11 protein-coding genes and 1 pseudogene are annotated in these 11,575 nt (G+C 65.3%); 5 read left to right on the top strand and 7 right to left on the bottom strand.

Features of this window, described 5'->3' with window-relative positions; all coding sequences use genetic code 11:
* The first annotated feature begins 111 nt into the window (after positions 1–111).
* Positions 112–459: a DUF6356 family protein gene (locus H9L12_RS03820; RefSeq protein WP_187542685.1), complete on the top strand. Its 348-nt coding sequence runs from the start codon at positions 112–114 to the stop codon at positions 457–459.
* Here H9L12_RS03820 and H9L12_RS03815 read toward each other — a convergent pair whose 3' ends face one another.
* From H9L12_RS03815 to H9L12_RS03805, 3 genes are all read right to left on the bottom strand, one after another.
* Positions 460–1,176 carry an aspartate/glutamate racemase family protein gene (locus tag H9L12_RS03815; RefSeq protein ID WP_187542684.1) on the bottom strand — a complete coding sequence of 239 codons (717 nt, stop codon included), beginning with the start codon at positions 1,174–1,176 and terminating at the stop codon, positions 460–462.
* Positions 1,177–1,258: 82 nt separating this feature from the next.
* Positions 1,259–2,671, bottom strand: a complete 1,413-nt coding sequence (locus tag H9L12_RS03810; protein WP_187542683.1) for an NAD(P)(+) transhydrogenase (Re/Si-specific) subunit beta — start codon at positions 2,669–2,671, stop codon at positions 1,259–1,261.
* Position 2,672: 1 nt separating this feature from the next.
* Complete coding sequence (locus H9L12_RS03805) at positions 2,673–2,954, bottom strand: NAD(P) transhydrogenase subunit alpha part 2 (protein WP_187542682.1); 282 nt, start codon at positions 2,952–2,954, stop codon at positions 2,673–2,675.
* A gap of 130 nt (positions 2,955–3,084) precedes the next feature.
* Here H9L12_RS03805 and H9L12_RS13380 point away from each other — a divergent pair.
* Both H9L12_RS13380 and H9L12_RS13375 read left to right on the top strand, forming a co-directional pair.
* A pseudogene (locus tag H9L12_RS13380) lies at positions 3,085–3,891 on the top strand (CHASE2 domain-containing protein); the annotation flags it as partial.
* Between the two features lie 773 nt (positions 3,892–4,664).
* Positions 4,665–5,396 (top strand): EAL domain-containing protein, encoded by a 732-nt coding sequence (locus tag H9L12_RS13375; RefSeq protein ID WP_246450571.1) that lies wholly within the window; start codon positions 4,665–4,667, stop codon positions 5,394–5,396.
* Positions 5,397–5,724: 328 nt separating this feature from the next.
* Here H9L12_RS13375 and H9L12_RS03795 read toward each other — a convergent pair whose 3' ends face one another.
* Together H9L12_RS03795 and H9L12_RS03790 are read right to left on the bottom strand one after the other, a co-directional pair.
* Positions 5,725–6,849, bottom strand: a complete 1,125-nt coding sequence (locus H9L12_RS03795) for an NAD(P) transhydrogenase subunit alpha (RefSeq protein WP_187542680.1) — start codon at positions 6,847–6,849, stop codon at positions 5,725–5,727.
* A 20-nt stretch (positions 6,850–6,869) separates the two neighbouring features.
* Positions 6,870–7,019: an aa3-type cytochrome c oxidase subunit IV gene (locus H9L12_RS03790; RefSeq protein ID WP_187542679.1), complete on the bottom strand. Its 150-nt coding sequence runs from the start codon at positions 7,017–7,019 to the stop codon at positions 6,870–6,872.
* A 133-nt stretch (positions 7,020–7,152) separates the two neighbouring features.
* Here H9L12_RS03790 and H9L12_RS03785 point away from each other — a divergent pair, with 133 nt between their 5' ends.
* A complete protein-coding gene (locus H9L12_RS03785) occupies positions 7,153–8,589 on the top strand; it encodes a sigma-54-dependent transcriptional regulator (protein WP_187542678.1) in 1,437 nt (478 codons plus the stop codon).
* Positions 8,590–8,606: 17 nt separating this feature from the next.
* Complete coding sequence (locus H9L12_RS03780) at positions 8,607–9,392, top strand: phosphodiester glycosidase family protein (protein ID WP_187542677.1); 786 nt, start codon at positions 8,607–8,609, stop codon at positions 9,390–9,392.
* Here the strand turns inward: H9L12_RS03780 and folP are convergent.
* Positions 9,340–10,401 carry a dihydropteroate synthase gene (folP, locus tag H9L12_RS03775; protein WP_187542676.1) on the bottom strand — a complete coding sequence of 354 codons (1,062 nt, stop codon included), beginning with the start codon at positions 10,399–10,401 and terminating at the stop codon, positions 9,340–9,342. The genes H9L12_RS03780 and folP overlap by 53 nt on opposite strands.
* Before the next feature lie 7 nt (positions 10,402–10,408).
* Positions 10,409–11,539, bottom strand: a complete 1,131-nt coding sequence (locus H9L12_RS03770; protein ID WP_425506811.1) for a site-specific DNA-methyltransferase — start codon at positions 11,537–11,539, stop codon at positions 10,409–10,411.
* Positions 11,540–11,575: the final 36 nt, after the last annotated feature.

The following is an 11,575-nucleotide window of genomic DNA, read 5'->3' as shown; positions in this document are numbered from 1 at the left end:
CTTGACGCGGCCGTGCAGCCGCGTTCGACTGGCGGGATGAAATCATTGCTTTCGATGGCGCGACAGTCGCGCCGGCACTTGCAAGATGCCGGCGAATCTTATGTCGAGCATATGGCATTCGCCGCGACGGTTGGTCTGTTGACCCTGTCGGCGGGACTGGCCTGCCTGATCCATGCGCTGATCCCGGCCCTGTGTACGCGCACCGCCAGCCGGACCATCCGCCTGCTTTACCGCCTGATGGACGAACGCGGGGAGCTCCAGTCCGTGCGCGAGCAGTCCGTCGACGTCGTCGCCTTTGCGGTCCTCATCCTGCTCGCCGGCGCGGTAACCCTCCCGCTGTGGATCCTCGACGTTCCGCAGCCGCTGGCCATCGCCTATACGCTGCTGGCGTTCGCGATCCCGGCGGCGCATCTCCTGTCAAACCGGGAGCTCGATCGGCTGGAGCCGGCGCGCGCCTGATCAAGCGGCCGCGCGCGCCTCATCCTTGTCGCTGAGCATCCAGTCGACCGCCGCCTTCGCATGAATGGCGGTGGTGTCATAGACCGGCAGGACGTTGGCGCGGACGTCGACCGCGAAGACCAGCTCCGTGCAGGCCAGCACGACGGCCTGGGTCTTCTGCTTGCCAAGCTCGGTGATCAGCGACTTCAGCTTGCGCTGGCTCTCGCGGACGACCTGGCCAGCGGCCAGCTCTTCGTAGATGATGCGGTGGACCTCGCGCCGCCAACCGGTGTCGACGGTCGCGAAGCTGATGCCAACGGCCTCGTACCGGTCGCGAAGGAACGGCTCGGTCATGGTGAAGTCGGTACCGAGGAGCGCAATCTTGCTCCGGCCATCGGCCATGAGGCGGTCGACGGTAGAATCGGCGATGTGGAGGACGGGGATCGATACCGCGCCGGCCACCTCGTCGAAGACTCGGTGCATCGTGTTGGAGGCCATCAACAGGCCTTCCGCGCCCGAGTCCTCGAGCCGCCTGGCGGCATCGATCGCGATATGCGCGACGGTCCCCCACTCCTGATTTTGCTGGAACCGCGCCACCGGCGCGAAGTCGAGGCTTTCGATCGCAAGGCTTGCACTCGACAGGCCGCCCAGCCGATGCGCCACGCCCTTGTTGATAATCTCGTAATAGAGCACGGTCGACGCCCAGCTGACCCCGCCGATGATCCCCAGTTTTCGCAACGCTTCCCGCCTTTTCCCGAACGCCCTCAACCCGGCGTCCGGGCTGGGGGCTTTAACCCAGAAACGATTTCACCCCAGCGACTTAGCCGAGCGCCTTGACGATCTCTTCGACCATCTTCTTGGCGTCGGCGAGCAGCATCATCGTATTGTCGCGATAGAATAGCTCATTGTCGACACCGGCATAACCGGCGCCTCCCATCGACCGCTTGATGAACAGGACGGTCCGGGCCTTTTCCACGTCCAGCACCGGCATGCCATAGATCGGCGACGACTTGTCGGTCTTGGCGGCCGGGTTGGTGACGTCGTTGGCGCCGATGACGAAGGCGACGTCGGCCTGGGCAAACTCGCTGTTGATGTCCTCCAGCTCGAACACTTCGTCATAGGGCACATTGGCTTCGGCCAGCAGGACGTTCATGTGACCCGGCATTCGACCCGCGACGGGGTGGATAGCGTATTTGACCTCGACCCCCTCCTTCTTGAGCAGGTCGGCCATTTCGCGAAGCACGTGCTGGGCCTGCGCCACCGCCATGCCGTAGCCGGGGACGATAATGACCTTGTCGGCCTGCTGCATCAGGAACGCCGCATCCTCGGCCGAACCGCGCTTGTAGGGCCGGTCGATCGCCGCAGCGCCGCCCGCCGGCCCCTCGACCGCGCCGAAGCCACCGGCGATGACCGAAATGAAGCTTCGATTCATGGCGCGGCACATAATGTAGCTGAGGATCGCGCCCGACGACCCGACCAGCGCGCCGGTGATGATCATCGCGCTGTTGTGAAGCGTGAAGCCCATCGCCGCTGCCGCCCAGCCGGAATAGCTGTTGAGCATGCTGACCACGACCGGCATGTCTGCCCCGCCAATGGGGATGATCAGCAGGAAGCCGATGGCGAACGCCAGCGCCGTCACCGTCCAGAAGATCCACGGCGACTGGTCCTGCGTGAAGTAGGCGATCAAACCGAGGATCGCAACCAGCGTGCCGAGATTGATCACGTGCCGCAGCGGCAGCAGGATCGGCGCGCCGCTCATGTTGCCGTTAAGCTTCAGGAAGGCAATTACCGACCCGGAGAAGGTGATCGCGCCGATTGCGACGCCGAGACCCATTTCGACCCGACTGACCGGCAGGATGGCGCCGGCCGCATCGACGATGCCGAAGGCGGCCGGATTGAGAAAGGCGGCAGCGCCGACCAGCACCGCCGCCATGCCGACGAGGCTGTGAAAAGCGGCGACGAGCTGCGGCATTGCAGTCATTTGGATTCGCTTGGCGGTAACAAGGCCGATGGCGCCGCCAATGGCGATCGCGCCTACGATTTCCGCGATCGACGCTATTTCATGGATCGCTAGTGTCGTACCCACTGCAATCGCCATGCCGATCATCCCGAGGCGATTGCCGCGCTGGCTGGTCGATGGACTCGACAGGCCGCGAAGCGCGAGAATGAAGCAGACGCCCGAAATCAGATAGGCGATGAGGACCCAGGCCGGGGTCGCGGAGACCTCGTGCATTCTAGCGGTCCTTCTTCTTGTACATCGCCAGCATCCGCGCGGTGACCGCGAACCCGCCGAAGATGTTCACCGAGGCCAGCGCCACCGCGATCAGGCCGAGCCATTTCGCGCTGGCGCTGCCGGCCGCGGCGGCGGCGATCAGGGCGCCGACGATGATCACCGAGGAGATGGCGTTGGTGACGGCCATCAGAGGAGTGTGGAGGGCCGGTGTGACGGACCAGACGACGTAGTAACCGACGAAGCAGGCCAGTACGAAAATCGACAGGATCGAGATGAAATCCATGCCCCTCCCCTTTGCTTGGTCAGCGTTGTGGCAAGGGCAGGCGCGACTGTCGAGGCCCACCGGCGCGGCGGTGCGGTTAATCGAGTCGAGGTTTCCGATTTAATAACCTTTTCGAGGCACAAGCGGCGGCATGACAGGCAGCGTCAAGCGCACCGGTGATGAAGTCGCCCGCTTGAACGACAAGCGGCGCCCCGCGCGAACGCTTGGCGTGCTGGCCACGCTCAGCCTGATTTTCGGCATCCTCGGCATGGGTGAAATCTTCGAGGATACTCTCCGTGTCGCGCGCAATTCGGTGTTTCCGGCCGACGCCAGTGGCCAGGTCGTCCTGATCGACATCGGTGAGCGCGACCAGACTGAATTGGGCTCGTGGCCGTGGAAGCGGTCTGTTCAGGCCGAGCTGATCGACCGGCTGAGTCAGGCGGGCGCCAAGCATATCGCGCTCGACCTCAGCTACGACTTCCGCACCGAACCCAAGGAAGACCAGGCCTTCGCGGATGCGCTGAAGCGGTCGGGCAAGGTTATCCTGCCGGTCCGGGTCCGGCAGGGCGACGGCGGCGGTGTCCAGGTGACGCACATGCCGATCGACCTGATCGGCCGCCACGCGACGATCGGCACGATCAGCGTCCGCTACAATTATCAGATGGCGGTGTGGCGCACCGCGCTCGCATTGCCCGCGAAGGACCGGATTTATCCGACCTATGCGGCGCTGCTGACCGACACGCCAGCGGACGCCAAGCAATGGTTTCCGATCGACTACCGCTACCGGATGAACAGCTTCCCCCGCTTGGCGGCGTCGGACATCATCAGCGGCCGGGCCAACCTCGACATCGTCAAGGACAAGTCAGTCATTGTCGGCATCACCGGCGCGACCATCGGCGACCAGTACAACATCCCGGGTCGCGGACGGTATGGCGGTGTCTTCACCCACCTCTATGCGTCAGAGACGCTGCTCGACGGCATGCCGGTGGATTTTGGCTGGATTCCGGCCCTGCTCGCGGCACTGCTGATCGTTTCCGCTACCCTGCGCCTGCAACGCTCGACCTATCAGACGCTCTACCTGACGGGCAGCGGCGTCCTGTTGCTGGTCATTCCGGCAATGTCGGAACGGCTGCACATCTTTATCGACATCACACCGGCGCTCTTCTTGCTCATCAGCACGGGTTCAGTGCTCGCATGGCGCCGCTACCGCGCCGGCGGCCTCGTCAACGCGGCGACCGGACTGCCCAATCTCGCGGCGTTGAAGGCCCGTTCGAGCAGCAGCGATCGCGCGCTGATCGTGGCCCGGGTCCTCAACTATGCGCAGCTCGCGGCGACCCTCAACGCCACTCACGAACGGGCCCTTGTCGAACAGGTCGTGTCGCGGTTGGGCGTCGGCTCTTCTAAGACGCCGATCTACCAGGGCGATGAGGGCATCTTCGCCTGGCTCGCGGAGCCGGGCATTGCCGTCGGCCACCATGTCGAAGCGCTCCACGCCCTGTTTCGCAGCCCGGCGCGAATCGGCGGAACAGCCTATGACATCGCCATCAGTTTCGGCGTCGAGATCGGCAGCGGCCGTTCGATCGGCAATCGCCTGGGCAGCGCCCTGGTCGCCGCCGACGAAGCCGCGAGCGAAGGCCTGAAGTGGAAATATCACGACCCGAGCGTTTCAAGGACGAGAACTGGCGCCTGTCGCTGCTCGCCCAGCTCGACCAGGCGATCGACCGCGGCGAAGTGTGGGTCGCCTACCAGCCGCAACTGGAGCTGGCGACCGGCAGGATCCGCGGCGCCGAGGCGCTGGCGCGCTGGACCCACCCGGAAAAGGGCCCGATCAGCCCGCACGAGTTCATTTCTGCGGCGGAACAGCATGGCCGGATCGACCGCCTGACGCTGTTCATGCTGGAACAGGCGATCAAATCCGCCGCGCAGATCAACCGCTCGGGTCACGATTTCAACATGTCGGTCAACCTGTCCGCCCGCACCCTGTCGCGACGGACACTGCCCGACGAAGTGCGCGAAATGCTCACCGAGTATCGGCTGGACGCATCCAGGCTTACACTGGAGCTTACCGAGACCGCGGCGCTGGCCAACGACGGGTCCGATCTCGATCCCCTGCTTCGCCTGCGCGACCTCGGCGTCGCCATCTCGATCGACGACTACGGCACCGGCCTGTCGACCCTGGACTATTTGAAAAAGGTCCCGGCGCGCGAAATCAAGATCGACCAAGGTTTCATCAAGTCGATGAACGATACGCGTAGCGACCTTGTCATGGTTAAGTCGACGATCGCCCTCGCCCACTCGCTTGGCCGCGTGGTTGTGGCCGAAGGTGTCGAAAATCGTGAAACTCTGGACGCGCTGATCGGCCTGAACTGCGATTACGCGCAAGGATATTTAATTGGCCGGCCAACAAGTTACGACGGACTACTTCGTCGACTAAGCCTCGACGCGAAGGGTCGAGCCGCGTAGACTTGGTAAATGGATTGATAACCATTTCGCTTAAGGTTAATATTCCCCTGTCGGGCGAGTCGTCGCTCGTGGAAAAAGGGGATTACCATGACCAAGCAGAGCAAGCCGCAGCGTGGCTTCTGGAGCTGGCTTCTCGGCGGCGGTTGGTCGTCGGCTGGCGGCCAGGGCTAAGCCCTAAAATCATCCGGCGCTCGGGTCGGATGACCAGATAGAATCTGGCGGTCGGCGGAGGCGCGTCGGCCGCCAGTTTTCGCGTGCTGGTGAACGTGAGTTCAGCGGATATCCGCTGCAGGCCGGTCCTAGTGTCCGGCCTTTTTCGTCCCTGCGATCAGGATTTCAGCCGTTCGCTGACGACCTTACCGTCGTTGGTCAGGCGGATTGCCGTCACGATCTCGTCGTCGTCGGGCAGCGCCAGGGCCGCGCCCTCCTTGTCCCAGAAAGCGGCGATGAAGTTGTACAGGTTGCGCGCGAAGAGCGCCGACGAATCCGCGGCCAGCGACCGGGCCAACTGCACCGCGCCGATCAGTGTCACGCCATGGCGAACGACCGTCTTGCCCGGCTCCACGCCTTCGACATTCCCGCCTGCTTCGGCGGCAAGATCGACAATCACGCTGCCCGCCCGCATCGTCGCGACTTGCGCGTCGCTGATCAGCCGCGGCGCGGGTCGGCCGGGAATGAGTGCGGTGGTGATGACAATGTCCTGCTTGGCAATGTGACCTGACACCAGTTCGGCTTGCGCCGCCTGATACTCGGGGCTCATCTCGCCAGCGTACCCGCCGCTACCCTCGCCTTCGATGCCTGCGACACTGTCCACGAAGACCGGTTTTGCGCCGAGCGACTGGATCTGCTCCCTTGTTGCGGAGCGGACGTCGGTCGCGCTGACCTGCGCGCCAAGCCGGCGGCCTGTCGCGATCGCCTGCAGACCGGCAACTCCGACACCCATGACGAATAGCTTGGCGGCGCTTACCGTTCCGGCTGCGGTCATCATCATCGGAAAGGCACGGCCATAGGCCGCAGCCGCATCGACCACGGCCTTGTAACCGGCGAGGTTGGACTGGGAGGACAGGATGTCCATTGATTGCGCGCGCGTGATGCGCGGGGCCCATTCCATCGCCAATGCCTGCAGCCCCGCCTTGGAGTAGGCGTCGATATCATCCCTGCGGCGCGTCGGGTCGAGCGCACCGATCAGGATCGCGCCCCTTGCGGCGTCCTTCAACGTTGACGGCGCAGGCCCCTGGACGGACAGGATGATCCCCGCGTCCTTGAGCACTTCCGTGCGGTCGCCGAGGCTGGCTCCGGCTGCTTCATATTCGCAATCGTCAATCGACGCGCGCGCTCCCGCGCCGCGTTCGACCGCGACACGGACGCCAAGCGCCGTCAGTTTCTTGACGGTTTCCGGGATCGCCGCGACCCGCGGCTCATCCGCTGCTTCCTTGAGGACCGCGATCTTCATGTGGCGGCCCCCGTTGCCGATCAGTTGGCGATGATGATCATGACGATTGCGGTAACGATCGCCGTCACCACGATCGACCATTTGAGCAGCTTCAGAAAACCCGCGTAGTTCCGGTTATGGGCCGGATAATCCATCTCGGTCGCGGTGTGCTCCACCTTGTCGCCCGCCATCGAAGTCCCTTCATTCGGTGATAGTCTTGACCGGCTCTTATCAAGCCCGTCGGCCATGCCCAAGAGCTTTTCGCGTCCTTAACCCGACCTTCATCCTCCGCCCCTATGGTTGCGCCCTGAACAGGAGGTCCGAGTGCGCGAAGCAAGTCTGCGGTCGCTATTGCTGGTCGATGCCGACGCCAATGAGCGCCGGCAACTGACCGCGTTCGCGTCACGCTTCGGCTGGAGCGTGGTGGGTGCATCGGATGCCGAGACCGCGGTCGCGCTGCTGCAGGGTCCGCATGGCCGCGATGTCCGCGCCATCATCATTTCCAGTTGGGACGAGGGGGACGGGCCCAAGCTGGTCGCGACTCTTCGCGACGCGGCGCCGGACATGTCGATCATCGTCCTGGCCGAAGGCGGCTCGATCAGCCTGGCGGTGGAAGCGATGCGGGCCGGCGCGACCGACTATCTAGCCAAGCCGGTCGCCCCTGAACGCCTGTTCGACGCGCTGGAAGCGCAGACCGACCGCCGCCGTGCCGGTGGCGAGTTGATGCCGCTATCGGAGAAGATGGCGCACGAACTGCCGCTTGAAGAGCTGGTCGGCGCAGCGCCCGACTTCCGCGCCGCGCTGGCGGTCGCCGCCAAGGCCGCGCGCAACCGCTTGCCGATCCTCATCATCGGGGAGCCCGGCACCGGCAAGGAAACCTTCGCCAAGGCGATTCATGCCGCGAGCTTGCGCGCCAAAGGCCCTCTTCTTACCGTCGATTGCAAGGCGATTACCGCCAACAGCATCGACAGCGAATTGTTCGGCCATATGCCGGGCGCCTTCCCAGGAGCGTTCGCGGAGAAGATCGGCCGACTGGTCGAGGCCGACGGCGGAACGCTGCTGCTCGATGAGGTTGGCGCCTTGCCGATCGAGACGCAGCGCCTGCTCGACCGGGTGCTCGCCACCGGCGAGGTTCGTCCGGTCGGCTGCAACGGTTCCAATTCGGTCGACGTTCGCATCGTCGCCACTGCCTGCCGTCCGTTGCCGGACGACTTCGATCCGGCGCTCGCCAGCCGCCTGACGACCACCACCGTCACCATCCCGCCGCTCCGCGAGCGCAGCGGCGACATTCCCGCGCTGGCCCGCCATTTGCTGACCCGATACGCCGACGAGCCGGGAATGCGGTCGCTGTCGATCGGCAACGACGCTCTGGCGGTGCTGATGCGTTATGGCTGGCCGGGCAACGTGCGCCAGCTCGCCGGCGTCCTGTTCCGCGCCGCCCTCCAGGCCGACGGCCATTCGCTGACCGCCGAAGATTTCCCGCATATCGCGATCCAGTCGCGCTTTACCCAGCGCACCACCGACATTTCGCCCGACATCGGCCAGGCGTCGACCGACGCCGCGGTTTCGGGCGCACCGCAGGTCACGCTCTATCGCCGCGACGGGCACCTGCGTAGCCTGGAAGAGATTGAAGCGGACATCATCCGGCTCGCCATCGGCCATTACCGCGGGCGGATGACGGAAGTCGCTCGTCGCCTCGGAATCGGCCGCTCGACACTCTACCGCAAGCTTGGCGAGCTGGGCATCGACACCGCCGCCTGACCGTCTAGGCTGGCGCGATGCGGCGGCTTATCCCCTTGCTCCTTATCGTGACCGCGTCCTGCGGGGGCAGCGACGCCAAGACCGTCACCCCGCCCGTCTCGCCGTGCCGCGAAACGGCATTCGAAGGCGCACAATTCATTGTCTGCGATCCCGGCAAGGGCGAACTGCGCCTGTTCGCGGCGGCCAAGGACGAACAACCCATCCGCCGCTTCGCGGACCTTCCCGTCGATCCGGCAAAGGTCGCGTTCGCCATGAACGCCGGAATGTTCGACGAGGCCGGGCGTCCGATTGGCATGGCGGCCAACGAGGATGGCCAAAAAAATGCCATCAACCTTCGCGATGGCGGTGGCAATTTCCACCTGAAACCGAACGGCGTACTGATCGTCAGCATCGGCGGCGGGGCAATGGTATTGCCGAGCAAAAAGGCCCCGGCCCTCATGTTCCGGGCAGCGCCGCGCCTGTACACGCAATCGGGCCCGATGCTGGTGATCGATGGCCAGCTTCATCCCAAGCTCGCGCCGGATGGCACGAGCCGTTACGTCCGAAACGGCGTCGGGGTAACGCCAGCGGGCCACCCATTGTTCGTGATCAGCCTCGACGCCGTATCGCTCGGCAGGTTCGCCCGTTTCTTTCGGGATGCGCTGAAGACACCCAACGCGCTCTACTTCGACGGGTCGGTCAGCTCGCTGTGGGACCCGGCCAATGGGCGGCAGGATGACTTCACCGAGCTTGGCCCGATCATCGTCGCCTTCAAGCCAAGCGCGGGGTCAACGCCTGGTCGCGAAGGCCGCGCCACACCTTGAGCGCCTGCACCGTTTCCGGGACGTCGTGGACCCGAACGAGTTGGGCGCCCTGCTCTACCGCCTTCAGGGCCAGCGTGAGGCTGCCCGGCAGCCGCTGATCCGTCGGCGCTTCCCCCGACAGCGCGCCGATCATCCGCTTGCGGCTGGCGCCGACCACGACCCCGCAGCCCAGGCCGTGGAAAAGCGCGAGGCCGTTCAACAACTCCAGGTTGTGCGCGACCGACTTGCCGAAGCCAATGCCCGGATCGACGAGGATATTGGCGCGGCTCACGCCGGCCTCCTCCGCCGCCGCGATCCGATCCTCCAGCCATTCGAACACTTCGACCAGCACGTCGCCGTAGCGGGGGGCATCCTGCATCGTCGCCGGATCGCCCCGGTGATGCATCAGCACGACCGGCGCGCCCTTGGCGGCGACGACCTCGGCTGACCGCGGGTCCCAGGTGAGCGCCGACACGTCGTTGACCAGCGTGGCGCCGGCGCCCAGCGCAGCCTCCATCACCGCGGCCTTGCGCGTGTCGATCGAGACCGCCGTGCCGCCGCCGGCGAGTTGCTGGACGACCGGCAATACGCGCTCGATCTCGTCCCCTTCCCAAACTTCCTTGGCGCCCGGGCGGGTCGATTCGCCGCCGACGTCGATGATCGCGGCGCCCGCCGCCGCCATCGCCGCCCCGGCTTCGGCGGCCGACCGCGCGTCGGCGTAAGAGCCGCCGTCGGAAAAACTGTCGGGCGTGGCGTTGACGATGCCCATCACCTGCGGCTGGTCGAGGCGGATGGTGCGCTGGCCGAGCTGCAAGGGCTTTCGCGGACCTGTAAGCCGCGCCCAATCGGCTGCCATCGCGTCGTCAAAGCGCGCTTCGATACCATCCACTGGCCGAATTTCCCGGCGGCCATCCGGATGGATCAGCTCGACTGTCGCGAACCAGTTCAAACCCCCGGCGAGCCGTGCGACCTGGCCGTCGTGGCCAAAGGGGGAATCGACGAAGCCCGTGGGCCGGATCAGGGTGCGCATCGCTCCGCTATAGCGCGGCGAGGTGGCGCTGGCGAAGCACGTCGAGCTCGGTCAGGCCGGTAGCATCGTCGAGATGCCAGAAGGTCCAGCCGTTGCACGACGGCGCGCCCTGAAGCGCGGCGCCGACCTTGTGGATCGACCCGCTGTGCATGTCGCTGGCGATCGATCCGTCCGCGCGGACAGTGGCAAACCAGCGGCGCTTGCTGTCGGTCAGGGTGGCGCCGGCCGGCACCAGGCCGCTCTCGACCAGCAGGCCGAAGGCCACGCGCGGCGCCGAGCGCTTGTCGGCCATGACCGTCATTGCGCTTTCGTCGAGCGGCAGGGTCGCTTCGATGCGGGCCGTCGCAACCTTCACATAGGCGCGTTCGCGTTCGATCCCGATCCACTTGCGGCCCAGCCGGCGTGCGACTGCGCCGGTCGTGCCGGTGCCGAAGAAGGGGTCGAGCACCACGTCGCCCGGTTTCGTGCAGGCGAGCAGGATCCGGTAGAGCAGCGCCTCGGGCTTCTGCGTCGGGTGGGCTTTTTCGCCCCACTCGTCCTTGACGCGCTCCCCGCCGCTGCAGATCGGCAGCACCCAGTCGGAGCGCATCTGCAGGTCGTCGTTGAGCGCCTTCATCGCGCGATAATTGAAGGTGTAGCGCGCCTTCTCGTCCTTGGCGCACCAAAGCAAGGTCTCGTGCGCGTTGGTGAAGCGGGTGCCACGGAAGTTCGGCATCGGATTCGACTTGCGCCAGACGATGTCATTCAGGATCCAGAAGTCGGCGTCCTGCAGCAGCGATCCGACGCGGTAGATGTTGTGATAGCTGCCGATCACCCAGATCGTCCCGTCGTCCTTCAGGATCCGGCGAGCTTCGGCCAGCCATTCGCGGGTGAAGTCGTCGTAGGTCGCGAGGCTGTCGAACTTGTCCCAATCATCGTCGCAGGCGTCGACCTTGCCACCCTCAGGACGGATCAGATCGCCGCCGAGCTGCAAATTGTAGGGCGGGTCGGCGAAGATCATGTCGACCGACTTGTCGGGCAGGCGCGCCATCTCGGCGATGCAATCCCCCATCAAGATCTGGTCGAGCGGTAGCGCCTTGGCCCGGGCCGGCGTGCTTCGCGAACGCGCGGCGCGCGCGCCCTCCCCAATCGGTACGATCAACGTCACTGGATGGTCCCCCACGTCACTTGACCC

The organism is Sphingomonas rhizophila, assembly GCF_014396585.1.
GTDB lineage: Bacteria > Pseudomonadota > Alphaproteobacteria > Sphingomonadales > Sphingomonadaceae > Sphingomicrobium > Sphingomicrobium rhizophilum.
This window is presented reverse-complemented; position numbering and strand designations above follow the sequence as displayed.

Coding starts and splice junctions, on each gene's coding strand:
- H9L12_RS03820 (WP_187542685.1), top strand. CDS start 112: ATGGCATTCGCCGCGACGGTTGGTCTGTTGACCCTGTCGGCGGGACTG.
- H9L12_RS03810 (WP_187542683.1), bottom strand. CDS start 2,671: ATGCACGAGGTCTCCGCGACCCCGGCCTGGGTCCTCATCGCCTATCTG.
- H9L12_RS03805 (WP_187542682.1), bottom strand. CDS start 2,954: ATGGATTTCATCTCGATCCTGTCGATTTTCGTACTGGCCTGCTTCGTC.
- H9L12_RS03795 (WP_187542680.1), bottom strand. CDS start 6,849: ATGAAGATCGCGGTCCTCAAGGAAGCAGCGGATGAGCCGCGGGTCGCG.
- H9L12_RS03790 (WP_187542679.1), bottom strand. CDS start 7,019: ATGGCGGGCGACAAGGTGGAGCACACCGCGACCGAGATGGATTATCCG.
- H9L12_RS03780 (WP_187542677.1), top strand. CDS start 8,607: ATGCGGCGGCTTATCCCCTTGCTCCTTATCGTGACCGCGTCCTGCGGG.
- folP (WP_187542676.1), bottom strand. CDS start 10,401: ATGCGCACCCTGATCCGGCCCACGGGCTTCGTCGATTCCCCCTTTGGC.